The sequence below is a fragment of the Allobosea minatitlanensis genome, assembly GCF_964020775.1.
In genome coordinates this window covers 2126225-2145958 of the sequence record NZ_OZ224509.1, presented here as the reverse complement: position 1 = coordinate 2145958, position 19734 = coordinate 2126225, and the positions used below count along the sequence as shown (strand labels likewise).

The following is a 19734-nucleotide window of genomic DNA, read 5'->3' as shown; positions in this document are numbered from 1 at the left end:
GGAACATGATCCTGCGCGAACCGCTCAACATCGTTGTCGAAGTCGAGGACCGGGAGCTGCCGAGGCGGCATCGGGAGAGCATTCCGGTTGCGCAATGCGCGGCTCTGACGATCGGCTTCGCGGCCTTCGACGCGGCCGTGGAGCGCCACCCGCGCGACAGGGTGCGGCTACGCCAGGGCATCATGGTCATTCGGGACACCCATCGCGACGAGCTGGAAGACTTTCCTGGACGCTAGGCCCGCGCCGGCGCAGCGCATTGCCGCTGGTGATCATGGTGAAGCCGTCCGCGAAGACGACGCGGACGGAGTTCATCTTCCCCCGCGCCGTGACCTGACAGGGCTCGCCCTTCCGTCCGTGGCGGTCCCAGCGGTAGAGATAGGGCAGATCGTCAGCGGCCGAGATCATGCAACACCTGGTGCACCTGGTCGGCCGTGATCCCGCCGTTATCGAGGAACCACTGCCAGGCGCCGGGCTTGAGCAAGCCAAGCCTTTCGCAACGCTCTACGAGCTGACGGGGCTTGCAGCCGTCCATCCGGGCCAGCACGATCGCCATGCGGCGCGAAAAGCAGGATGCACCCTCACGGTGGGCCTGGAAGGCAACCGCAAGGGTGTCATCGTCCATCACGCCAGCGCCTGGCGCACGGCCTCTGTCGGCAGGCCGAGCTCGCGGGCAATCGCGCGAGGCGTCAGACCACAGGCCGCTTTGGCACGGATCAGCCGCTTCAACTGGACGATCTTTTCGTGCTCACCCGCATCCTGGTCTACCGGGGCGAGCCGACGAGCCGGCTCCGCCTCCCGCTTCAGGATCTCGCTGGCCTGGTTGACGACGACGAGCTGGCCCTTGGCCGCCTCGCGCATCTCGCGGATCTCGGCCGCCTGGTCGAGCAGCTGGCGATCCTTGCCGGCGATGACGGCTTCCCGCTGCTTCACCTGGTCGCGCGCCTCGGCGAGCTGCTGCTGGAGATCCTCCTCCAGGGCATCGGCCATCGCGCCGGCGGCCGCCACCTGGCCGGCTGCGCTCTTGCCCATGCACCTGGCGGCATAGGCTTCGTCGAACAGCTCCTGGGCCATGCGCTGCGGCGTCTTGCCGAGCTCGCGGCCCAACTTGATCAGCTTGGAGAATACCGCGTTGCTGAGGGAGAGCGCGACGCCGCGCTTCCCCTCCTCGTTGTGCTGAAAGGGGCCGCGGCTCATGGCCTGGCCTCCTTCCGGTCGAGCCGCTCGATCTCGGCGACGAGCAGCGCGGCCGCCTTGACCAGGATACGACGCGTGCCGCCGGCGGGCTTCCACCAGCTACGCGCCCAGGGCCAGCTGCGAGGCACGTCAGCCGCGGCCGAAAGCTCGTCTATCTTCACCGGCGGATAGCCGTCCGCCGTCATCCGCAGGCGGACGGCGGCATTGGTGCCGTAGGAGACGGCCGCCAGGACCATCTCGCCTCGTGTGTGCGCGTCATCGTGCTCAGGCGTCCAGCCCTCGCCTTCGACGTGCCGGCGGCGCTCGGCGATGACATCGACAAGGGCTCGGGAGAGCGGCGGAGGGGCCGCCGCCCTGGCCTCGTCGGCCGTGGCGGCGACGAAGAGGGTGCGGCCCTGTTTCATGCCGCCTCGCGCTCGCGGGCGGCCGCCTTGATCGCTTCCATGCGCTCGACGACGAGCGCGGTCTCGATCGGCTCGGCCTGCCTGCCGATCGCCAGCATGCCTTCGAGAGCCCCAAGCCCCCAATCCACGTAGAAGGCTCGCTCCTTCTTCCAGTCGGCGTCGGCGGCGGCGTAGGCGTAGGCGTCGGCGGCGGCTTTGGCGTAGGCGTCGGCGTAGGCTTTGGCGTCGGCGTAGGCTTTGGCGTAGGCGTCGGCGTAGGCTTTGGCGGCGGCTTTGGCGTCGGCGTAGGCTTTGGCGTCGGCGGCGGCTTTGGCGTCGGCGTAGGCTTTGGCGTCGGCGTCGGCGTAGGCGTCGGCGGCGGCTTTGGCGGCGGCGTAGGCGTAGGCGTCGGCGGCGGCTTTGGCGGCGGCGTAGGCGTAGGCGTCGGCGGCGGCTTTGGCGGCGGCGGCGGCTTTGGCGGCGGCTTTGGCGTCGGCGTAGGCTTTGGCGTCGGCGGCGGCTTTGGCGGCGGCTCGGCTAGTCTCCCTGCACTCCTCCATGGTCCTGGCGTTGGCGCAGGCCTGCGCCAAATCATCGCGTCCCAGCACCGTCATCATACGGCAGAGCATGACATTGACCAGGGACCGGACAAGGTATTCCACACGCTGGATCTCGATCGCGCGCGTGTCGGCCGTGCCGGCCAGGCGCGTCACGAAGGGGATCAGCCGCTGGCGCTCCTCATCCGTCATGCTGTCGTTGAGGCCGATCGCGAACTGGGCGATCGGGCGGGAGAAGCACTCCGGCATGTCGAAGGCCGAACCGACCTTGCGATATGCGAAGCCGGACGCGACCAGCGCCGCCTCGTTGATGCAGGTGCCGCCGGCCGGGCCGGGGAATTCGTGGCTGCCGGAGAGCAGCTTCCAGTCGCAGGCGGATTTCAGGGTCTCGATGCTGTTCATGACGATGCTCCTCAGGATGGAAGAGACCGGGATCCGCCCGGCCGGCGGGTTGGGCGGCTAGGGGATGGTGATGCCGGTCGCGGCCGCGTAGGCGGCCTTGGCGGCGTCGAAGTTCGGGAAGCACCGGCCGCGCTGCCATTCGAGGAAGGCGACATAGCCGGGGTGGCCATCGGCCTCGTAGCGCCGGGCACTCGCCAGCCATTGCTCGAGGCTGTCGACCTCGAGCAGCACGTTGCGGCAATGCGGGCAGACCGGCAGGCCGTCCCGGCTGCCGACCTTGTCGATGCTGTCCCACCAGGTGCAGTGCAGGCCGTAGGGGATGCGCCGGTCGGCGGTTTTCGGGGCGAGTTTCATGGCCGCCCCCTAATGCTTGTGTGCCCGGCCTGCGCCGAGCTGCTCGCTCTCGTCCGCGAAGGCGACCAGGTTCTCCGCCATCGCGCGCGCCGTGGCAGCGTCGATCGGCAGTGCGACGAACTGGCGCTCGGCCCGGTCATGCCCGCCGATGAAGATGCGCCCGCAGCAGGAGCACATGTTGACGCTGACGCTGTTGGACATCAGCACGCCGTCCAGGTGCTTCGCACGATCGACCTGCGACAGGTCCGTGGTGAAGCCGCTGTGCTCGGTGCTGGCGGGTTCCGCCTTGAACGTCATCCTCACTCCTCCTCCATGCGCAGGAAGATCTTGGCCGGCAGGGACCATCCCCGGCCGATCCCGAGCTTCCTGGTGTTGACTTTCCTGCCGAGCGCCTGGCCGTCGGGGCCGCGGGCCGTGCACAGGCGCTGCATGGCCTGCTGCCAGCCGGAGAGCGCCGCACCCGGCTTCGTGCCCCAGGGCGACCCATCGAGCAGATGCGCGAGGCCCGCGCTTTGGTTGGGCAGCGTCACCCAGGCCTGGTCCTTGAAGCCCTCGACGAAGACGCCATGCGCATGCAGGTGGGTCGCATAGCTGTAGGGCGTCGCGCCTTCGCTCGAGAGCTCGACCAGCCCGGCCGCGCCGGCGACGAGCGCGCCGATCGTCATCTGGTTGCCGCCCCGGAAGGCGACGACGGTCTTGGTGATCAGCCAGTTCAGGAACTGCTGCGAGGTGGTTTCGTCCTTCGGCTGGTTGCGCTTGTCGAAGGGCACGCAGCACAGCGCGATATCGTCGCTCACGATCTCGTCGAAGCGCACCATATCGGCCATCGCCAGCAGGCCGCCCAGCTGCTCGCCGCCGCGGCCGTCATGGCCGAGCTCGCCGAGCGCGATCGCGTAGCTTTCGAGCGTGGCTTCCCAGCGATACCAGTTATCGACCAGGCGGCGCAGCAGCATCGTTCCGAAGGCGGCCCAGCGCGCCTGGTCGATCTTCGGTTTCTGCGAGCCCTTCGGCAGCGGTGCGAGCGGCAGGATAGTGATGCGCGTCAGGTCCTGGCCGAACAGGGGCGGAATGACGATCGAGGAGAGCAGGAAGGAGGAGCGTGCCGTGAAGCCGCGCCACTTCTTCGGGTCGTTCGAGCCGCGCAGGATGTTGCCGCCAGAGCTCGACTGGCGGACGAGCTCCACCATGCCCTTCATCTTCTGACTGTTCGGATCAGCCTCCGCCTCGTCGATGCCTGCGGCGCGCGACGAGTAGCCGACGCTCTGGTAGATGCCGGCGGCCGTGGCGTCCGATGACGTAACCAGGCGCAGGCCCAATATGGCCGCGACGAGCTTCTGCAGGGTGGATTTGCCGGATGCCGCCTCGCCCGTCAGCCAGATCATCGGCCGCCAGTCCAGCGCGCCGCCGACCAGGGCGGAGCAGATCCAGCCGAGCACCAGCAGCGAGGAGATCTTGTGCTTGGTACCGTGGAAGTTCACGCGCTCGCCGGTATCAACGTTCTGCTCGAACTCGGCCGCCCAGTTCCAGCTGTCCAGGATGGTCAGGAGCGCATCAAGCTCGGCGAAGAAGCGCCGCTTCTCGGCCTTGGCCTCGGGCTCGTCATCCGACCAGGTGAAGGGCTTCGGTAGCGCCGGCGCGCCGGGATAGACGTGGTCGAGCAGATAGCCGGGCTTCTGCCAGGCGGCTCCGTCGAAGATCCTGTCGCCGCAATGCAGGACGAGCTCGCCGTTCGGCAAGCGCCACGCCCCTTGGCCGCGCAGCTTCTCGCTAGGGTCGAAAGGGCCGCGCTTGCCGCAGGCCTGGATCAGGCTGTCCGAAGCCTTGGCCGCGTCCCAATTGGTCTGCTCGCCGGTGTTTTCCTTAAACTTCGGGAAATTGTTCCAGAGCCAGGACAGGTCAGGCGCGAAGAGCTTGCGCAACCCTTCGGCGGCATGGCTGTCGAGCGGCAGGAACTGGCCATTCGGCGTCAGGTAGAAGCAGACCTCGCCATCGATGCCGAGCGGGATGACGGGACAGTCCTTCGGCAGCTTCTTGACCGGGTTCTTCTTCAGCTTCCACTTCGGCGGCTCGTCGCCTTCGTCCGGCTGCGGCATCGAGGGCGGCAGTCCGCCGTCATCGCCGCCGCCGGCGGGCGCGGGCGGCTCCGGCGGATAGATCAGGTCCTCGACCTGGTCGGCGGTCCAGCTCGTCTTGCAGGAGCGGCCCATGGCCAGGGCGAGCTTCATCCCGCCGCGCTTGAAGGCATCCTTGATCGCCCTGGCGTCGTCTTCGAGCTCGGCCTGTTCCTGCTCGGCCTTGCGCTTCGCCTCGGCCTCGGCGGCCGCGTCGGAAACCTGCTGCCGGGCCGCCTGCTCGGCCGCCGCCAGCGCGTCGGCCATCGGCGCGAGATGGGGTGCGAGGGGTTTCAGGGGCTTCGGTTTGCTCATCGGCCGAAGCCCTCGGCCGGTTCGAGCGGGAAGCGGCAGGCCAGCAGCCGGCGCAATTCGGCGTCGTATTCCCAGACAGGGATGACGCCGACGCGCTCCAGCCCGGCGAGGATGGCCTGCGCGGCCTGCTGGCACTTGCAGCCCTCGGCATCGCCCAGGCAGAAGCCGTCCGTCCATTTCACGCCGCAGAGGTAGCGGGCGATATCGCGCTGGGCCCGCGCACGGTGCTTCGCCCGCATGGCAGGCGACATCATCACGAGCGCGGGCTGGGGCAGGCCTGTCATGCGGCAGGCCTCGGCATCTCGTCATGGGGGCGGCCATCGAGGAGGCGGCCGGCGCGCTTCTTGCCGATGCGGAACATACCCGCGACGGCGCCAGGGCGCTCCGCTTGCCAGTTCACGCCCCCGCGCGGCGTTGTTCGGATCGAACCGTCATCATCTTCAATCGCCGCCGTGTGAGGCGACCACTCGCCCCATTGCTTGAAGAAGAAGGCTACGCCCTGGTCCGCGCACTGGTCGCGGATCGAGCGCACCCAGGCCGGATGCATCGGCCGGGCGTCCGGCCCGCTCTCGCCGCCGACGATGACGAGATGGATCCCGGTGAGGTCGAGCTCGCCGAGATCTTCCAGCAGCGGCTCGATCGAGAGGAAGCGCACAGCCGCCGGCACGCGCCGGAGATGCTCCAGGTTGATCAGCCGCTGGCGATCCTCGATCGTCGTGCCGAGCCAGACATTGGGCCAGCCGTCACCCCACTCGGGCGCGCCGATCGCCGGCGTCGGCAGGAACTTCGCGTAGTTCTGCGGCCGCTTCGACAACATCATCCAGTCGAGCCAGGGGCACATGCTGATGCAGTGCCAGGTGTCATCCCGCCAGCGGCTCGGCACCTGGTTGTCGGCGAAGTCCATCAGCGAGCCGCAGAAGACGCGCCGGCGCTCACCGACCGCTGCCGCCTCGCGGTTCCATTTGAACGGCTGATGCCGGGTCTGTGCGGAAGTCTGCCGGCGCTCGCCCTGCCAGAGATGTTCCTGGCCGTAGCGCTTCGCCCAATCGGCGGCATAGCAATGGTCGCAGGCCGGCGAGATCCGCGTGCAGCCAATCCACGGATTATAGGTATGGTGCGCCCACTCGATCTTGGTATCGGCACCCATCAGGCCCGCCCCTGCATCTCGGGCTGGCCCTCGAAGCGCGCGATCATCTCCTTGAACAGCGCCACGAGATCGGCCCGATGCGCGCCGTTGGAGATGAAGTTGCAGCGCCCATCCGTGGCACCGAAGGGGAAGACGAGCAGCACGAAGCCTGCCTTGCGCTCATCGCCGCGCGCTTCGCCATTCAAATATCCGTCGATGGCGCGTGCCAGCATGTTCATCTGCTGGTGGTATTCCGGCGATATCGGGCCGTCCCCGAGCTGATGTTCGCTCACGCCACTCTCCCTTGTTCGGCCTGGCGCTTGAGCGCGACCAGCCAGTCGTTGAAATCCTTGATGCCCTCGGGCGGGCGGACGATCTCGAGGCGGAAGCCGCGCGCCTTCAGCCGGGCCACGGCCCGCTCGAAACCGGCTTTCGGCTCCGGCTTGGTGTCGTTGTCGGCGAGCATGAACAGACCTCCGATCTGCGGCGGCAGGACGATGTTGGCGAGGTTGTCGAGCGAGACGCCGGCGACGACGCGCCAGTCCGGCCGGATGATCGCGGCCGACCAGCCGTTCTCGACGCCTTCCGCGACGCCGACCCATTCGCCCTCGGGCGCGTATTTCAGCGGCTTGCCGGACGCGCCCCGGTTGAGCGGGATATGCCCGCCGGTGAACTCGCCGAGCGTCATCTTCGGGTTGACGAGATCAGCCTTGGTCACGCGCCCGTCCGGGTGGCCCTGCAACCAGGTGCGGTGCACCGAGATCTGCTGGCCGGTCTCCGCATGGTTGATCGGCAGCAGCATCGCCGGCAGCTCGACGCCGCCGGCCTCGCGGTTCCACACGCGCGGATGGAAGCGCGGCGCGCTCGGCACATGCGGCAGCTGCATCAAATCCATGGCGCGGCCGAGCAGATAGCGCTCCACCATCGTGCCCGGCCAGAGCTCGCCGGCGAGGTAATAGCCCTTCGCCTTGCGCCGCATCTTCTCGACATCGCTGGCGAGCCGCGCCTCGGCCGCCTCGCGCGCCTGCCTCGCCTTGCGCTCCTGGCGGCGCAGCTCCTCGGCCGTCATCGAGCCGAGCCCCAGCCATTTCAGCGCGGCGGGAATAGCCGCCCGCACGTCGCCGTCGCACATCCCGACCGCGATCAGGGTGAGGATGTCGCCCTTCGCGCCGCTGTTGTTGAAATCCTTCCACCAGCCGATCTTCTTGCCGGTGCGGCAGATCGACAGGCTTTCGCCGGGCGCGCCGAAGACATCGCCAACGACCCATTCATGCCCCTTGATCCGGGCATTCGGGAACAGCTGCGGCACGAGCGTATCGATGCGCTCATGCAGCTTCTGCTTGATCAGGTCGATGGAGACGGGGTGAGACATCTATCGCTCCGCGCTGACGCTTGGAGCGGGGAAAATGCGTTGATCGTTGAGAACGGCGACGATCGCGTCGCAGAGCTCGCCGCGAACCGCCGAGGCGCGCGAGCCGTAGCGGCCGCTGCGGCCAACCGGCGGGCACGCTTTCCGCGCAGCTCCCAGCGCGAAATAGAGACAACCGAAGCCGGGGTCGAAGTCCGTGCCTCGCCGCGAATAGGAGATGATCCGGCCGAACTGATTGGGCCGGAACGAGATGCGCCACGCCTCGCCATCCGTCAGCTCGACGATCCACCCGCTGGGGCTGAGGTAGCTGCGCCACTTCATGCCCGCCACTCCCAGAAGCCTTGCGCGCCTTTGGCCGGGATCGGCGGCTGCATCTCCTCGATGTCGGAAACCGGCCAGGCCCAGTTGCGATGCTCGTCGCGCGCGCTGTCGTTGGCCGGTGAGCCGAACTCGCACAGCAGCTCGGCATCGCGCCTGGGCTCGCCGAGCACCGCAGTGGCCACGATCGCCGAGAGCGGAAGCGAGGCCGGGTTCGAGTAAGCGCGCTCCAAAAAGGCCAGCGCCTCGGGCTTGAGGCAGGTCAGCCAGGGCTCCGGGCCGCGTAGGCGCATGATGAGGTCCGCGATTTCACCCTTGCGGACAGGCCGAGCACCGGCATGGATGGCGATGCGCCGGCCGCGATAGGCGCGCGGCGCGGCCCAGCCACGGAACTCGTACGGCTTGACGCCGACCGCGATCAGTGAGGCCCACGGCTGCCAGACAGTGAGGGCGGGAAGCCTGGTCATGCCCGCCCTCCCCCGGCCGTCGAGCCGCGCATGGCGCGCCGGGCCCGGCCTTCGAGCCGCGAGCGCTGGGCGTCGGGATGCTCGGGCCCGTAGAGGCGCGTCGCCTCCTCCTGGATCAGCCGGCACATCAGGAAGATCTCGGCGGTGCGCATGTTCGCGACGCTCGCGCCGGCCGAGCGGTAGACATCGAGCCGCTTCGCCGCCTTGCCCATATGCATGTGGTAGGGCGCGAGCGCATGGACGCGGCGCAGCTCCGCCGGCATCGCGTCGAAGCGCCGGAACATCAGCACCGGATCTTCATAGACGCCGAAGCTGCCGTTCCTCATGGCCGGCGCTCCAGGCGGGAGCGCTCGGCGTCGGGATGTTCGGGCCCGTATGTCTTGCGGACCGACCTCATCATGCCGGCGCAGATCCAGCCGATCATGTGCCGGCGATAGCTGGTGACGTTGCCGCCTTCCCGGCGATGCTCGCGCAGCTGCCGCTCGATGCCGGCCAGCTCGTATTTGTAGGGCGCGGCGGCGACCACACGCCGGATCTCGGCAGGCAGGCGCTCGTAGATCCTGAATTGCGTCGCCATGTTGACCGCGACGCCGCCGATGTGATTGCCGCTCACGCCGCCGCTCCCTGCGAGACGCCGCCGGCGGCGGGCGCGTCCATCAGCGCGATCGCGGGGCCGAAGAGGTCGCGGGCGGAGCTGTCGGCATCGTGCAGCAGCCGCAGCCATTTCGGCTTGGCCAGGTCGCGCAAAGCGTTGAGCAGCTTGACCTGGTCGCGGACCAGGGTGCGCCCCAGGCTGACATCGGCCTCCTCCTGGAGGATGTAGCCATGCGGCACCGCGCCGGGCTGGAAGCGCACGAGCTCGACGCGCGTCTGCCCGCCAGCATATTTGATCAGGATTTCGAGCGTGACGCGGTTGTCCATCGCGAACCTCGACCAGAGAGAAGGGAAAGGCCCGGCCGGCGACCAGGGCCGGCCGGGCGACAAGACACGACGCAACGGGAACGAAACTGACGCTCAGGCCGCCCGGGGCCGGGGGGAGTGGCGGGCGGCCTCGGCGTTCTCCAGCGCGGCCTGCGGATGCAGCCGCGCGAGATGGATGAGGAGCGAGAGCTCTTCCTCGACGAGCGCGCTGGCGATCGCCGCGGCCTTGGACGAGCGGGTATCCTTCTCCCCGCTCAGGCAGCGCTTAGCCGTGTATTTGTCGACGCGCGCCAGAGCAGCGAGATCGACCATCGGCAAACGAATGCGTGCACGACGCTGTTCAAGACTGCTGACCTGCATTGTGCGATCGGCTCCAAATATGCCTATATGCACATGCCAATCTGATTTGGTGCTTAGCTGTCAAGGCAGAATGTTGCGTATCGCCACAGCAGAGGGATCAACGCACACCCTGTTGCACTACCGCAGTGCAACAGGTGTCCCGATGGCCCCACCCTCCTCACGGTCGGAACGGCAGCTTCGCCTCCGCGCCGCGCAAGTCGCCTATCTCGACCTGGTCGTCGAGGAGACTGGCAAGAAGCTCTCGCGTATCGCTCGCGAGGCTGGCATGAACACGACCACCCTCACGAGGTTTCGAAACGATGAGGAGCGCGGCGGCACGCTGGCTTTGGCCACGCTCAGCGCGGTATCCCAGCATACCGGGATCCCGCTGCCGGCAGAGGCGCGCGGCGATCTCGCCGAGCAAGGAGCCTTCAAGGAACCTGAAGCTATCCCATATCGTTCCGAGATGGGGGATGCGCGCGCCGAGCTGGTCGCCGCCTATCTGAAGCAACACCCCAGCCTGTTCGCGATGACGGTCAGGGCCCGCACCCTGGAATACCGAGGCATCAAGCCTGGCGACGTGCTGATCATGGACATGAATGCCCAGCCGCTCGCCGGCGATGTCGTCGTCGCCCAATTCTACGATTGGCAGTCGCCGCAGCAGGCGGAGACAGTGCTACGCCTCTACATGCCGCCCGTCCTCATGACGGCGGGCATCGAGGGCGGAGAGATCGAACGCCCGCGCCTGATCGAGGATCGGTCAGTGGGCATCAAGGGCGTCATGCTGGTCAGCCTGGGCGGCAGGCAGGGTCGGATGGCCGCCTGATTATCAACAACCGATGATATGCAGCACGCTGAGCCCAGCCGCACATTGTCATCCCTTAATATGCATATTGTCATATCCAAGAGTTGCGAGTATCCCTATCCGCGATCCGCTGATTTGCAGCGGCGTGGAGAGGGAGCATGTGAATGCAGCACGCTCGTATCGAGTTTCCGGCCGAAGGCGCTGTAGCCGCCTTTCCTGCGCCCGCGACTAGTCGCAGTCTCGCAGCCCGTCTCGCGGTCGCCTCCCGGCCCCGCCGCGACTTCGAGTGCCTGGAGTGCGGCGAGCCTTTCCAGAGCGTCGAGGCGCATGCCGAGTTCTGCTGCGCGGCCCATCGCAAGGCCTGGAACAACCGTCGCATGGTCCGGGGCGCCCAGCTCTACGACCTGTGGATGATGGTGCGCTACGAGCGCGGGCTCGCCCGGCTCAAGGGCCTGCGCAACCTGATGTCCAATCTTTCGCGAGCCTATCGCGACGCGGACCGCTCGCTCCGCAACGGCCGGCGCTCCTGGCGCCGATGCTCCGATGCGCTGGGCGCGATCCCGATGGCCTATGGCAGCGAGGGGGACGGACGATGAGCCGGGGCCAACGTCGCACGCCGAGCATGGGCCGCACCAAGACGCAGTCCTACTGCCTCGTCGCCGCCAGGAGCGGCAAGCTCTACGTCAACAACCAGGGCACCCTGGTCATGCGTCAGGCGTCCGAGCGTGTCCTGCCGGTCCGCACCTTCAGCAAAGGCATTGTCAAGCAGTGCGAGAAGGCCGGCTGGATCACGCGCATTCCCAACCACGGCTGGGAACGGATCATGACGACGCCGGCGGGCGATCGTGAGCTGGAGAAGCCCCTGCGCCTGATGCCGTTCAGCAACAGCTGGCAGGACGCCCAGCGGGAGGCGCTGCGATGATGCTGGCCTTCCAGCTCGGCATGGCCGCCTATCTCAGCGGCCTCGCCGGCTTCACCCTTGCCGGCTGCTATACCCATTACCGTAACGGCCAGGGCCTGCAGGCCGCGACCGACGCCGGTTTCACCCTGGTCCTGGCGGCGCTCGCCGCCCTGGTCCTGGCGAGGACGCTATGAGCGCCCTTCCCGCCCGCCGGCTCGCCGATCCGTCCGCGCCCTGGTGGACCATGGCCGACATCGCGGCCCGCGCCGGCCTGGCCGAGGTCACGATCCGCAAGGTACGTCTGCCGGAATGGGAAACGGACAAGGTGCTGCCGTTTCCCCGGCCGCTGCCCTGGTCCAAGCGCCAGCTCCGCTGGCATACCGGCGCGGTGCTGCGCTGGTTCGAGATGCGCGAGACCGCGGCGATGGCCGCCCCCGTCCGCCTCGCCATTGTGCAGGGCGGCCGTCCGTAGCTTGCCCTCGAAGCGCCCGCACGCTTGAGTGCGGGCGCTTCCCTCTCGGAGATCCGATCATGAAGCGGAAGGCGACGCTGCGTGGCGCGGCGCAGGATATCGCGCGCCTGCATCAGAACGAATGGGGCGTCTGGCACTGGAAGCCGGAGAAGAAGCTGCGCCCGCAGTTCAAGGGCCAGTCGCTCGGCAAGGATCCGGCGGCCGCCATGCGCGAGGCGAAGCGCCTCAACCGCGAGGTCGAGGCCTGGACGAAGGGCCTGCCGGCCGCGCCGGCCCATCGCAAGCCGCGCCGCCGGTCCGGCCCGCTCACCGTCAGCCAGCTCGCCAACCTCTGGCGGCTGGGCGAGGACGGCCAGGGCTCGGACCACTGGCGCGGCCTGCGCGAGCGCACCCAGCAGCAGTTCCGCTACGCCCTGAAGGTGGTCGAGGCCGAGTTCGGCGACGATCTGGCGGAGGCGGTCACGCGCTCCCGCGTGAAGAACTGGCTGGATCCGCTGAAGCGCCGCGCGCCGGCCGGAGCGCGCAGCTACTGCATCGTGGCGCGCGTGCTTTTCGGCTGGGGCATGGAGGGCGGCCATATCAGCCTGCCGGCGAACCCCTTCAGCAAGCAGAAGCTGAGTTCGGGCAAGCACCGGCCGCGCTACTACAGCTTCGCGGACATCAAGCACCTGGTCGCGGTGGCCGATGGCCGGGTCAACCCGCCGCCGAACAGCTACAAGGGGCAGGACCAGTGGATGCCGCGCCCCTCGATCGGGACGGCGCTCGTGCTGGCCTTCGCCTGCGTCCAGCGCATCACCGACGTGCTGGCGCTCGGCGAGCAGGACCTGGTCGAGAAGGGCGGCGTCACCCGCCTGATCTTCACCCAGTCCAAGAGCCAGAAGAAGGGCCGCGATTTCGAGCTCGAAGGCGGCGTCAGGATCGACATGAAGCTGCCGCCCCTGGCCGCGCAGCGGCTAAAGGATGCGCCGCCGGCCGAGGCCCCCAAGCTCAACTGGCAGCCGCTTGTGGTCAACGAGACGACGCGGCGGCCGTTCAGCGACGTGCTGGCGGCGATCCGCTTCGCCGGCGTGCGCAAGCGCGCGATCGCGGTGGATCCCGAGCGCTGGGGCCATCTCGACGGCATGCAGATGCGGGACTGCCGCCGCTCCGGCTTCATCCACCTGCGCAAGCTGGGGCTGACGGTCGAGCAGATCGTCAACCTCTCCGGCCATACGCTGGAGGCCGGCTACAAGATCGTGGAACACTACCTGCCGCGCACGGCCGAGGAGGCCGACGAGGTCGCGGCGCTGATGACGGGAGAGCTGTGATGGCTCGCCTGACAGAGGCCCGGCTGCGCATCCTCAGTTACATGGAGCAGACCGGCTGTCAGATCAGCCGCTTCGGAAACTCCTCCGGCTGGACCGACTGCGCGTTCCAGTGGCCCGTCTCGACACTGACGCTCGACGCCTTGATCGAGAATGCGCAGATCGAGCGCAGCCCACAGCAGCGGAGCAACCAGACGGTGAGCTACCGGCTAACCGAGGGGGGCCGCCGCGACCTCATGGCCGCGCTGACGAACAGGGCTGGAACATGAAGAAACTGGCGGCAATCGCCAGTGCTGTCGCCAGTGCATTTCCTGCCGCCAGTTTTCGCGATCTGTTCCGCAGGCCAAACTGGCGAAAAGCCCGATGCCATCGGCAAAATAAAACGGCGGCCCTCATCAGGCCGCCGTCTGCATTTCGTAGGCGTTCAGGTTACGAAAACGTTTCGCTCCCGGCGTCCGATTCACCTTTTTCGTTTTTTTGCCCGAGCGAGCGCGAGGCCTCCCGCGGCCCGCGCTAAAAAGGCTACAGCGCCTGCGAGCGCCCCGGGATCAGCGGCGGCAGGCGCAGCACCGGCCCGGTGGCGTGGTCGAGCTGGCCGTCGTCGAGGCGCGTCACCACAACCCGCCGCGCCACACCCTCCACCCGCAAGGCGCCGACGAGGCGTCCGCCCGGCGCGAGCCGCGCCAGCAGCGCCTCCGGCACGGCGCTCGTCACCCCGTTGACCAGGATACGGTCGAAGCGCCCCAGCGTGCGGTCGGGCTGGAAGCCGTCGGCATGGCGCAGATCCACCGCGCCGCCGAAGCCGCTGCCGGAGACCCGCTCATGCGCCGCGAGCGCGAGCGAACGGTAGCGCTCCAGCGAGACGACCTCGCCCCCCATCGCCGCCAGCAGCGCCGAGACATAGCCCGAGCCGGTGCCGACCTCGAGCACTCGCGCGCCAGCCTGCATGTCGAGCGCGCCGAGGAGGCTCGCGACCGTATAGGGAGCGGTCATGGTCTGGCCGCAAGGCAGCGGCACCGAGACGTCCTGCCGCGCGAGATCGGCGAAGCGGGCCGGCGCGAAGCGGTCGCGCGGCACCCGCTCCATGGCGCGCAGCAGGGCGAGGTCGCGCACGCCGCGCGCGCGCAGGGAAAGCAGGAAGGCGACGGTGCGCTCGCCCTCGCTGGCCGGCACCTCCTCGCTCATGCCCCCTCCCGCGATGCCTCAGGCGAAGAGCTGCGCGAACCGCGTCAGCGTCGGCTCATGGGTGAGATCGAGCTCGAGCGGCGTGATCGAGATGCGGCTCTCGGCCATGGCCCGCAGATCCGTGCCGTTCGCCGGCTCCTTGCGGCTGCGCTGGAAAGCGATCCAGTAATACGGATTGCCGCGCCCGTCCCTGCGCGGCTCGAGCTTGACCAGCTCCTGATCGCGCCGGCCCTGCACCGTGACGGAAACGCCCTTGACCTCGTCCGGCCCGGCATGGGGGAAGTTGAGGTTGAACAGCACGCCCTCGGGAATCCCCTCCTCCAGCAGCCGCCGGATGATGCCCGGCGCATGGCTCTCGGCGCAGTCCCAGCGGATCACGTTGCGGTCGCCCGGCATATAGGCCTGGCTGATCGCGATCGAGGGAATGCCGAGCAGCGTGCCTTCCATCGCCGCGGCGATGGTGCCGGAATAGGTGACGTCCTCGGCCACGTTCGAGCCGCGGTTGACCCCCGAGAGCACCAGATCGGGCCGCGCCTCGGCCATCACCGAGCGCACCGCCATGATGACGCAGTCCGTCGGCGTCCCGGCCACGGCGAAGCGCTTCTCGCTGATCTGGCGCAGGCGCAGCGGGTTCGACAGCGACAGCGAATGGGCGACGCCGGACTGGTCGGTCTCGGGCGCCACGATCCAGACGTCGTCGGAGAGCTGGCGCGCGATGCGCTCCAGCACCTCGAGCCCCTCGGCATGGATGCCGTCGTCGTTGGTTACGAGGATCCGCATCTCAAGCCGCCTTCTCGATCTTGGTCACGCCGCGCATATAGGGCACCAGAACCTCGGGCACCGTGACCGAGCCGTCGGCGTTCTGGTAGGTTTCCATCACCGCGATCAGGGCGCGGCCGACCGCCGTGCCCGAACCGTTGAGGGTGTGGACGAAGAACGGCCCCTTGCCGTCCCTGGTCTTGTAGCGGGCGTTCATCCGCCTTGCCTGGAAATCGCCGCAGACCGAGCAGGACGAGATCTCGCGATAGGTCTTCTGCCCCGGCAGCCAGGCCTCGATGTCCCAGGTCTTCTGCGAGGCGAAGCCCATGTCGCCGGTGCACAGCGTCATCACGCGGTAATGCAGGTCGAGCTTCTTCAGCACCGCCTCGGCGCAGGCGAGCATGCGCTCATGCTCCTGCCGCGACGTCTCCGGCGCGGTGATCGAGACCAGCTCGACCTTCTCGAACTGGTGCTGGCGCAGCATGCCGCGGGTATCGCGCCCGGCCGAGCCTGCCTCGGCGCGGAAGCAGGGGGTGAGCGCGGTGAATCGAAGCGGCAGCTCCTCCTCGGAAAGGATTGATTCCCTTGCCAGATTAGTGAGAGGGACCTCGGCCGTCGGGATCAGCCAATGCTCCTCGCCGGCGCGGAACTGGTCCTCGCGGAACTTGGGCAGTTGCGCCGTGCCGAACATCGCGTCGTCGCGCACCAGCAGCGGCGGGTTGACCTCGGCATAGCCGTGCTCTTCCGTGTGGGTGTCGAGCATGAACTGGCCGATCGCCCGCGACAGCCGGGCGATCTGGTTGCGGAGCACGACGAAACGGGCGCCGGAGAGCCTGGCCGCCGCCTCGAAATCCATCTGGCCGAGGGCCTCGCCCAGCTCGAAATGCTGCTTGGGGTCGTTGACGCCCTTGAGCAGGCCGCGCTCCTCCGGCTTCACGCCATGGACATGCAGCACGACGTTATCGTGCTCGTCGGCACCATCGGGCACGTCGTCGAAAGGCGTGTTCGGAATCGCGCCGAGCCTCTCGTCGAGCGCGTCCTTGGCGGCCTTCTCCTGCGCCTCCAGCGCCGGCTGCTCCTCCTTGAGCGCCGCGACCTCGGCCTTCAGCTTTTCGGCGAGCGCGACATCCTTCGCGCCCATCGCCTTGCCGATCTCCTTGGAGAGCGCGTTGCGACGCTCCTGCGTGGCCTGGGCTTTGGCGATGGCGGAGCGGCGCCTGTCGTCGAGTTCGAGCAGCGAGGCCGACAGCGGCTCCAGCCCCCGTCGCGTCAAGCCCCTGTCGAACGCCGCGGCGTTCTCGCGAATCCATCTGATGTCGTACATCGTCTTTCAGGCCATGCATCGCTGCGGAATGCAGCGCTGCATGCTCTAGACCGGGATGGCGCGGGAGGGAACAGGCTTCATCACCCGGCGGCCCGTCATGGCGGGCGCAGCGGAGCAACCGGGAGGCCGGGTTGACCGCCCATCCCCGCTGCCGCCGGAACGCTTCGGCGCTGCGCTTCCCCGCACTGACGCGGAGAGTGGCGCGGCGCCCTATTCCGCCTCCTCGGCCGCCTTTGCCGCCTCGTGCTTCTTCTCGACGCGCCGCACCGAGAACACGGAGAGCTCGTAGAGCAGCAGCATCGGCACGGCGAGCATGAGCTGCGACAGGATGTCGGGCGGGGTGAGCACCGCCGCCACGATGAAGACGAAGACGATGGCGTAGCGGCGCTTGTCCTTCAGGAACTGCGAATCGATGATTCCCGCCTGGCCGAGCAGCGTCAGGATCACCGGAAGCTGGAAGGCGACGCCGAAGGCGAAGATCAGCGTCATGATCAGCGAGAGATATTCGCTGACCTTCGGCAGCAGCGCGATTCCCGCCTGGGTCTCGGTCGCCGCCTGCTGCATGCCGAGCGAGAACTTCATCAGCACCGGCATGGCGAAGAAGAAGACCAGCATCGCGCCGAGCGTGAAGAACACCGGCGTCGCGACCAGATAGGGCGCGAAGGCCGCCTTCTCGTTCTTGTAGAGGCCGGGCGCGACGAATTTGTAGATCTGCGTCGCGATCACCGGAAAGGCGAAGAAGCCGGCGCCGAAGGCCGCCACCTTGATATGGGTGAAGAACAGCTCCAGCGGGCCGGTATAGATCAGTTGCGCATTGGCCGCGCTCCCCGCCGCCCAGACATAGGGCAGCACGAGGATGTTGTAGATCTTCGTCGAGAAGCCGAAGCAGATGAAGAACATCACCAGGAAGGCGATCAGCGACTTGATCAGCCGCGAGCGCAGCTCGATCAGATGGTCGAGAAGCGGCGCGCGCGAGGCCTCGATCTCGTCCTCGCCCTCGCGAGGATTGGCGACGCTCATGCGGAACTCCCCTCGCCCTTCACGGCGGCTTTCTTGACAGCGGCCTTCGGCCCGGGCTTGCCGGCAGGCCTTGCGGCGGCCTTTTTGGCGACCTTGGCAGCAGGCTTGGCGGCCGCGACGCGCTGCTTCGCGGCGGGAGCCTCCATCTCGGCGAGCTTGGCCGCCCCGGCCGCCTTGGCACGGCGGGCGCGGGCCGGCCCGGCAGCCGCCTTGCCCGGATCGGCAGCCTCGGCCTCGGCGGCCGGGGTCGCGGGCTCGGCCTTCGGCTTGCGGGCGCGCTTCGGCTTGACGGCCGGGGTCTCGGCGGCCAGGCCGACCGGCGGCGGCGGCGGTTCGGGCACCGGCAAGGCGGCGAGCTTGGCTTCCGCCTCCTTCAGCGCCGCCTCGTCGGGCTTCGCCACATCGCCGGTCGCGGCCGGGGCGGAAAAGTCCTTCGGCTCCTCGATCGGCTTGTAGTCGCTGTTGAGCGCGCTCGATACGCTGCCGCCGACATCCTCGACCTGCTTCTTCAGGTCGGCGAGCTCAGCCTCGCGCATCGCCTCGTTGAACTGGCCCTGGAACTCGGCCGCCATGCGCCGCACCTTGGCGACCGTCTGGCCGACCGTGCGCAGCACTCTGGGCAGGTCCTTCGGGCCGATCACGACGAGCGCGACCGCGCCGATCAGCACCATTTCGCTCCAGGCGATGTCGAACATCGAGGGCTCGTCCTCTCGGAGCACGCGCCGACCGGGTGGCGAAGACAACCGGATCGGATCAGGCGTTCTCTATCAATCTCACGAAGGCCGATGCGCCGGCGGGGCTGTCATGCCCCGGCCGGGCCCGGCCCCAGCGCGCTCATGGCCGGCAGCGAACGGCCGGATACCGCAAGACGCGCATGACCAAACCGCGTCGCTGGGACGCCGGCCGCATCAGGCCTTGTGCTCGGCCTTGGCCTGCGCCGCGGCGTTGCCGGCCTGCGTCTGGTCGATGACCTTGGGGTCGACATTGGTCGCGCCCGGCGCCGGCTCGTCGTCCTCGGCCATGCCCTTCTTGAACGATTTGATGCCCTTGGCGACATCGCCCATCAGCTCGGACACCTTGCCGCGCCCGAACAGCAGCATCACGATGACGCCGACGACGATCCAGTGCCAAATGCTCACGCCACCCATGGCGAAACTCCTCCGAAATTGCTCTGACCGGGGTCGATCCCCAACCAAATCGCGACCCGGTCGATCACTCGGCGGCGGAACCTATTGACCTGCCGCCGGAAACACAAGGACTTCGTCCAGCGGAATCGCAGGATCGGCCGCCGCTCCCGCTGCGCCGAAGCGCCATGGCGGCCCGCCCGGCCCCGCCGACGACGCCGCGCCGCAGCGGCTGATGCGGACGCCATCCGTTCGATATGGGGCGCAAACCTCGGAAAAGGAACACCCGGGGCGCCTTTCGACGCTCTAACCTTCGCCGTCGTCGAGCGGCGAGAACAGGTCGCCCAGCGGATCCTCGTCGTCGCGTAGGGACGGATCGTCGTCGGGAACCGGCACGGCGAGGTCGCGCGTCAGGCGCCCCTCGATGAAGCCCGCCCCCTTCAGCTCCTCGAGGCCGGGCAGGTCGTCGATGCGGTCGAGCCCGAAATGGTCGAGGAAGCCCGGCGTCGTGCCATAGGTCACCGGCCGGCCCGGCGAGCGCCGCCGCCCGCGCAGGCGCACCCAGCCCGCCTCCAGCAGGATGTCGAGCGTGCCCTTGGCGGTGGCGACGCCGCGGATCTCCTCGATCTCGGCGCGCGTCACCGGCTGGTGATAGGCGATGATCGCCAGGATCTCGAGCGCGGCCCGCGACAAGCGGCGCGGCGGCTCGGCCTCGGCGGCGAGCAGGTAGCCGAGATCCGGCGCCGTCCGGAAGGCCCAGCCGCCCGCGACCTGCCGCAGGTTGACGCCGCGATCGGCGTAGAGCGCGGCGAGCCGCATGAGGACCTGCTCGACGGCGATCCCCGCCGGGACGGAACGGCCGAGCTCCTCCGCCGGCAGCGGCCGCGTCGAGGCGAAGAGCAGCGCCTCGACGACGCGCAGCGCCTGCGCGAAGGCCGTGGCCCCACCGCCATCCGCCTCGCCGGCATCGTCCGCCATCGCCAT

The 19734-nt window shown here is 68.5% G+C and carries 32 protein-coding genes; 8 read left to right on the top strand and 24 right to left on the bottom strand.

What is annotated here, in order from left to right:
• The first annotated feature begins 5 nt into the window (after window positions 1-5).
• Window positions 6-236: a hypothetical protein gene (locus ACWH43_RS10740; protein WP_260349720.1), complete on the top strand. Its 231-nt coding sequence runs from the start codon at window positions 6-8 to the stop codon at window positions 234-236.
• Window positions 237-388: 152 nt separating this feature from the next.
• Here the strand turns inward: ACWH43_RS10740 and ACWH43_RS10735 are convergent, their stop codons facing one another.
• The 17 genes from ACWH43_RS10735 to ACWH43_RS10655 all read right to left on the bottom strand — a co-directional run bounded on the left by ACWH43_RS10735 (window position 389) and on the right by ACWH43_RS10655 (window position 9877).
• A complete protein-coding gene (locus tag ACWH43_RS10735; RefSeq protein ID WP_260349718.1) occupies window positions 389-622 on the bottom strand; it encodes a hypothetical protein in 234 nt (77 codons plus the stop codon).
• Window positions 622-1194 (bottom strand): hypothetical protein, encoded by a 573-nt coding sequence (locus ACWH43_RS10730; RefSeq protein ID WP_377785393.1) that lies wholly within the window; start codon window positions 1192-1194, stop codon window positions 622-624. Before ACWH43_RS10730 ends, ACWH43_RS10735 begins: the two co-directional genes overlap by 1 nt.
• Complete coding sequence (locus ACWH43_RS10725; protein WP_260349714.1) at window positions 1191-1598, bottom strand: hypothetical protein; 408 nt, start codon at window positions 1596-1598, stop codon at window positions 1191-1193. Before ACWH43_RS10725 ends, ACWH43_RS10730 begins: the two co-directional genes overlap by 4 nt.
• Window positions 1595-2536: a hypothetical protein gene (locus tag ACWH43_RS10720; RefSeq protein WP_260349712.1), complete on the bottom strand. Its 942-nt coding sequence runs from the start codon at window positions 2534-2536 to the stop codon at window positions 1595-1597. The genes ACWH43_RS10725 and ACWH43_RS10720 overlap by 4 nt, the downstream gene beginning before the upstream one ends.
• A gap of 57 nt (window positions 2537-2593) precedes the next feature.
• Window positions 2594-2890: a hypothetical protein gene (locus tag ACWH43_RS10715; RefSeq protein ID WP_260349710.1), complete on the bottom strand. Its 297-nt coding sequence runs from the start codon at window positions 2888-2890 to the stop codon at window positions 2594-2596.
• 9 nt (window positions 2891-2899) lie between these two features.
• Entirely contained in the window at window positions 2900-3187 is a 288-nt protein-coding gene (locus ACWH43_RS10710) for a hypothetical protein (RefSeq protein ID WP_260349709.1), read from the bottom strand.
• Window positions 3188-3189: 2 nt separating this feature from the next.
• Window positions 3190-5316: a hypothetical protein gene (locus tag ACWH43_RS10705; protein ID WP_260349707.1), complete on the bottom strand. Its 2127-nt coding sequence runs from the start codon at window positions 5314-5316 to the stop codon at window positions 3190-3192.
• Window positions 5313-5600: a hypothetical protein gene (locus ACWH43_RS10700; protein ID WP_260349706.1), complete on the bottom strand. Its 288-nt coding sequence runs from the start codon at window positions 5598-5600 to the stop codon at window positions 5313-5315. Before ACWH43_RS10700 ends, ACWH43_RS10705 begins: the two co-directional genes overlap by 4 nt.
• Complete coding sequence (locus ACWH43_RS10695) at window positions 5597-6463, bottom strand: phage Gp37/Gp68 family protein (RefSeq protein WP_260349704.1); 867 nt, start codon at window positions 6461-6463, stop codon at window positions 5597-5599. The genes ACWH43_RS10700 and ACWH43_RS10695 overlap by 4 nt, the downstream gene beginning before the upstream one ends.
• Entirely contained in the window at window positions 6463-6735 is a 273-nt protein-coding gene (locus ACWH43_RS10690; protein ID WP_260349703.1) for a hypothetical protein, read from the bottom strand. The genes ACWH43_RS10695 and ACWH43_RS10690 overlap by 1 nt, the downstream gene beginning before the upstream one ends.
• Window positions 6732-7814, bottom strand: coding sequence for a DUF7146 domain-containing protein (locus ACWH43_RS10685; RefSeq protein WP_260349701.1), 1083 nt, complete (start codon window positions 7812-7814; stop codon window positions 6732-6734). Before ACWH43_RS10685 ends, ACWH43_RS10690 begins: the two co-directional genes overlap by 4 nt.
• Window positions 7815-8132, bottom strand: a complete 318-nt coding sequence (locus ACWH43_RS10680) for a hypothetical protein (RefSeq protein WP_260349700.1) — start codon at window positions 8130-8132, stop codon at window positions 7815-7817.
• A complete protein-coding gene (locus tag ACWH43_RS10675) occupies window positions 8129-8596 on the bottom strand; it encodes a hypothetical protein (protein ID WP_260349699.1) in 468 nt (155 codons plus the stop codon). The genes ACWH43_RS10680 and ACWH43_RS10675 overlap by 4 nt, the downstream gene beginning before the upstream one ends.
• Window positions 8593-8922: a hypothetical protein gene (locus ACWH43_RS10670; protein ID WP_260349698.1), complete on the bottom strand. Its 330-nt coding sequence runs from the start codon at window positions 8920-8922 to the stop codon at window positions 8593-8595. Before ACWH43_RS10670 ends, ACWH43_RS10675 begins: the two co-directional genes overlap by 4 nt.
• Window positions 8919-9209, bottom strand: coding sequence for a hypothetical protein (locus ACWH43_RS10665; RefSeq protein WP_260349696.1), 291 nt, complete (start codon window positions 9207-9209; stop codon window positions 8919-8921). Before ACWH43_RS10665 ends, ACWH43_RS10670 begins: the two co-directional genes overlap by 4 nt.
• Entirely contained in the window at window positions 9206-9517 is a 312-nt protein-coding gene (locus ACWH43_RS10660) for a hypothetical protein (protein ID WP_260349694.1), read from the bottom strand. Before ACWH43_RS10660 ends, ACWH43_RS10665 begins: the two co-directional genes overlap by 4 nt.
• Window positions 9518-9610: 93 nt before the next feature.
• Entirely contained in the window at window positions 9611-9877 is a 267-nt protein-coding gene (locus ACWH43_RS10655) for a hypothetical protein (protein WP_260349693.1), read from the bottom strand.
• Between the two features lie 265 nt (window positions 9878-10142).
• Here ACWH43_RS10655 and ACWH43_RS10650 point away from each other — a divergent pair, with 265 nt between their 5' ends.
• The 7 genes from ACWH43_RS10650 to ACWH43_RS10620 all read left to right on the top strand — a co-directional run bounded on the left by ACWH43_RS10650 (window position 10143) and on the right by ACWH43_RS10620 (window position 13607).
• The gene (locus tag ACWH43_RS10650) at window positions 10143-10682 is read left to right on the top strand and encodes a hypothetical protein (protein WP_260349691.1); all 540 of its coding nucleotides are present in this window, start codon (window positions 10143-10145) and stop codon (window positions 10680-10682) included.
• A 143-nt stretch (window positions 10683-10825) separates the two neighbouring features.
• Window positions 10826-11257 carry a hypothetical protein gene (locus tag ACWH43_RS10645; protein ID WP_260349689.1) on the top strand — a complete coding sequence of 144 codons (432 nt, stop codon included), beginning with the start codon at window positions 10826-10828 and terminating at the stop codon, window positions 11255-11257.
• Window positions 11258-11283: 26 nt separating this feature from the next.
• The gene (locus ACWH43_RS10640; RefSeq protein WP_260349687.1) at window positions 11284-11583 is read left to right on the top strand and encodes a hypothetical protein; all 300 of its coding nucleotides are present in this window, start codon (window positions 11284-11286) and stop codon (window positions 11581-11583) included.
• Window positions 11580-11756, top strand: coding sequence for a hypothetical protein (locus ACWH43_RS10635; RefSeq protein ID WP_260349685.1), 177 nt, complete (start codon window positions 11580-11582; stop codon window positions 11754-11756). The genes ACWH43_RS10640 and ACWH43_RS10635 overlap by 4 nt, the downstream gene beginning before the upstream one ends.
• Complete coding sequence (locus ACWH43_RS10630) at window positions 11753-12034, top strand: hypothetical protein (protein WP_260349684.1); 282 nt, start codon at window positions 11753-11755, stop codon at window positions 12032-12034. The genes ACWH43_RS10635 and ACWH43_RS10630 overlap by 4 nt, the downstream gene beginning before the upstream one ends.
• A gap of 59 nt (window positions 12035-12093) precedes the next feature.
• The gene (locus ACWH43_RS10625) at window positions 12094-13341 is read left to right on the top strand and encodes a hypothetical protein (RefSeq protein WP_260349683.1); all 1248 of its coding nucleotides are present in this window, start codon (window positions 12094-12096) and stop codon (window positions 13339-13341) included.
• Window positions 13341-13607: a hypothetical protein gene (locus ACWH43_RS10620; RefSeq protein ID WP_260349682.1), complete on the top strand. Its 267-nt coding sequence runs from the start codon at window positions 13341-13343 to the stop codon at window positions 13605-13607. The genes ACWH43_RS10625 and ACWH43_RS10620 overlap by 1 nt, the downstream gene beginning before the upstream one ends.
• A gap of 253 nt (window positions 13608-13860) precedes the next feature.
• On the opposite strand, the gene ACWH43_RS10615 is transcribed toward ACWH43_RS10620, so the two are convergent.
• The 7 genes from ACWH43_RS10615 to scpB all read right to left on the bottom strand — a co-directional run bounded on the left by ACWH43_RS10615 (window position 13861) and on the right by scpB (window position 19734).
• Window positions 13861-14523, bottom strand: coding sequence for a protein-L-isoaspartate O-methyltransferase family protein (locus ACWH43_RS10615; protein WP_158446560.1), 663 nt, complete (start codon window positions 14521-14523; stop codon window positions 13861-13863).
• Window positions 14524-14541: 18 nt separating this feature from the next.
• Entirely contained in the window at window positions 14542-15303 is a 762-nt protein-coding gene (surE, locus tag ACWH43_RS10610; RefSeq protein ID WP_158446559.1) for a 5'/3'-nucleotidase SurE, read from the bottom strand.
• Between the two features lies 1 nt (window position 15304).
• Entirely contained in the window at window positions 15305-16606 is a 1302-nt protein-coding gene (serS, locus tag ACWH43_RS10605; RefSeq protein ID WP_158446558.1) for a serine--tRNA ligase, read from the bottom strand.
• Between the two features lie 210 nt (window positions 16607-16816).
• Window positions 16817-17626, bottom strand: a complete 810-nt coding sequence (gene tatC, locus ACWH43_RS10600) for a twin-arginine translocase subunit TatC (protein ID WP_158448235.1) — start codon at window positions 17624-17626, stop codon at window positions 16817-16819.
• Complete coding sequence (tatB, locus tag ACWH43_RS10595; RefSeq protein ID WP_260349681.1) at window positions 17623-18321, bottom strand: Sec-independent protein translocase protein TatB; 699 nt, start codon at window positions 18319-18321, stop codon at window positions 17623-17625. Before tatB ends, tatC begins: the two co-directional genes overlap by 4 nt.
• A gap of 213 nt (window positions 18322-18534) precedes the next feature.
• On the bottom strand, window positions 18535-18774 hold the full coding sequence (locus ACWH43_RS10590; RefSeq protein ID WP_158443333.1) for a twin-arginine translocase TatA/TatE family subunit: 240 nt from the start codon (window positions 18772-18774) through the stop codon (window positions 18535-18537).
• A gap of 282 nt (window positions 18775-19056) precedes the next feature.
• Window positions 19057-19734: an SMC-Scp complex subunit ScpB gene (scpB, locus tag ACWH43_RS10585; RefSeq protein WP_260349729.1), complete on the bottom strand. Its 678-nt coding sequence runs from the start codon at window positions 19732-19734 to the stop codon at window positions 19057-19059.

What these genes read in the sequence shown, in the direction of transcription:
- ACWH43_RS10740 (WP_260349720.1), top strand. Translation starts at nt 6, where the DNA reads ATGATCCTGCGCGAACCGCTCAACATCGTTGTCGAAGTCGAGGACCGG.
- ACWH43_RS10735 (WP_260349718.1), bottom strand. Translation starts at nt 622, where the DNA reads ATGGACGATGACACCCTTGCGGTTGCCTTCCAGGCCCACCGTGAGGGT.
- ACWH43_RS10730 (WP_377785393.1), bottom strand. Translation starts at nt 1,194, where the DNA reads ATGAGCCGCGGCCCCTTTCAGCACAACGAGGAGGGGAAGCGCGGCGTC.
- ACWH43_RS10725 (WP_260349714.1), bottom strand. Translation starts at nt 1,598, where the DNA reads ATGAAACAGGGCCGCACCCTCTTCGTCGCCGCCACGGCCGACGAGGCC.
- ACWH43_RS10720 (WP_260349712.1), bottom strand. Translation starts at nt 2,536, where the DNA reads ATGAACAGCATCGAGACCCTGAAATCCGCCTGCGACTGGAAGCTGCTC.
- ACWH43_RS10715 (WP_260349710.1), bottom strand. Translation starts at nt 2,890, where the DNA reads ATGAAACTCGCCCCGAAAACCGCCGACCGGCGCATCCCCTACGGCCTG.
- ACWH43_RS10710 (WP_260349709.1), bottom strand. Translation starts at nt 3,187, where the DNA reads ATGACGTTCAAGGCGGAACCCGCCAGCACCGAGCACAGCGGCTTCACC.
- ACWH43_RS10705 (WP_260349707.1), bottom strand. Translation starts at nt 5,316, where the DNA reads ATGAGCAAACCGAAGCCCCTGAAACCCCTCGCACCCCATCTCGCGCCG.
- ACWH43_RS10700 (WP_260349706.1), bottom strand. Translation starts at nt 5,600, where the DNA reads ATGACAGGCCTGCCCCAGCCCGCGCTCGTGATGATGTCGCCTGCCATG.
- ACWH43_RS10695 (WP_260349704.1), bottom strand. Translation starts at nt 6,463, where the DNA reads ATGGGTGCCGATACCAAGATCGAGTGGGCGCACCATACCTATAATCCG.
- ACWH43_RS10685 (WP_260349701.1), bottom strand. Translation starts at nt 7,814, where the DNA reads ATGTCTCACCCCGTCTCCATCGACCTGATCAAGCAGAAGCTGCATGAG.
- ACWH43_RS10680 (WP_260349700.1), bottom strand. Translation starts at nt 8,132, where the DNA reads ATGAAGTGGCGCAGCTACCTCAGCCCCAGCGGGTGGATCGTCGAGCTG.
- ACWH43_RS10675 (WP_260349699.1), bottom strand. Translation starts at nt 8,596, where the DNA reads ATGACCAGGCTTCCCGCCCTCACTGTCTGGCAGCCGTGGGCCTCACTG.
- ACWH43_RS10670 (WP_260349698.1), bottom strand. Translation starts at nt 8,922, where the DNA reads ATGAGGAACGGCAGCTTCGGCGTCTATGAAGATCCGGTGCTGATGTTC.
- ACWH43_RS10660 (WP_260349694.1), bottom strand. Translation starts at nt 9,517, where the DNA reads ATGGACAACCGCGTCACGCTCGAAATCCTGATCAAATATGCTGGCGGG.
- ACWH43_RS10655 (WP_260349693.1), bottom strand. Translation starts at nt 9,877, where the DNA reads ATGCAGGTCAGCAGTCTTGAACAGCGTCGTGCACGCATTCGTTTGCCG.
- ACWH43_RS10650 (WP_260349691.1), top strand. Translation starts at nt 10,143, where the DNA reads ATGAACACGACCACCCTCACGAGGTTTCGAAACGATGAGGAGCGCGGC.
- ACWH43_RS10645 (WP_260349689.1), top strand. Translation starts at nt 10,826, where the DNA reads ATGCAGCACGCTCGTATCGAGTTTCCGGCCGAAGGCGCTGTAGCCGCC.
- ACWH43_RS10640 (WP_260349687.1), top strand. Translation starts at nt 11,284, where the DNA reads ATGGGCCGCACCAAGACGCAGTCCTACTGCCTCGTCGCCGCCAGGAGC.
- ACWH43_RS10635 (WP_260349685.1), top strand. Translation starts at nt 11,580, where the DNA reads ATGATGCTGGCCTTCCAGCTCGGCATGGCCGCCTATCTCAGCGGCCTC.
- ACWH43_RS10630 (WP_260349684.1), top strand. Translation starts at nt 11,753, where the DNA reads ATGAGCGCCCTTCCCGCCCGCCGGCTCGCCGATCCGTCCGCGCCCTGG.
- ACWH43_RS10625 (WP_260349683.1), top strand. Translation starts at nt 12,094, where the DNA reads ATGAAGCGGAAGGCGACGCTGCGTGGCGCGGCGCAGGATATCGCGCGC.
- ACWH43_RS10620 (WP_260349682.1), top strand. Translation starts at nt 13,341, where the DNA reads ATGGCTCGCCTGACAGAGGCCCGGCTGCGCATCCTCAGTTACATGGAG.
- ACWH43_RS10615 (WP_158446560.1), bottom strand. Translation starts at nt 14,523, where the DNA reads ATGAGCGAGGAGGTGCCGGCCAGCGAGGGCGAGCGCACCGTCGCCTTC.
- surE (WP_158446559.1), bottom strand. Translation starts at nt 15,303, where the DNA reads ATGCGGATCCTCGTAACCAACGACGACGGCATCCATGCCGAGGGGCTC.
- serS (WP_158446558.1), bottom strand. Translation starts at nt 16,606, where the DNA reads ATGTACGACATCAGATGGATTCGCGAGAACGCCGCGGCGTTCGACAGG.
- tatC (WP_158448235.1), bottom strand. Translation starts at nt 17,626, where the DNA reads ATGAGCGTCGCCAATCCTCGCGAGGGCGAGGACGAGATCGAGGCCTCG.
- tatB (WP_260349681.1), bottom strand. Translation starts at nt 18,321, where the DNA reads ATGTTCGACATCGCCTGGAGCGAAATGGTGCTGATCGGCGCGGTCGCG.
- ACWH43_RS10590 (WP_158443333.1), bottom strand. Translation starts at nt 18,774, where the DNA reads ATGGGTGGCGTGAGCATTTGGCACTGGATCGTCGTCGGCGTCATCGTG.
- scpB (WP_260349729.1), bottom strand. Translation starts at nt 19,734, where the DNA reads ATGGCGATGGCGGACGATGCCGGCGAGGCGGATGGCGGTGGGGCCACG.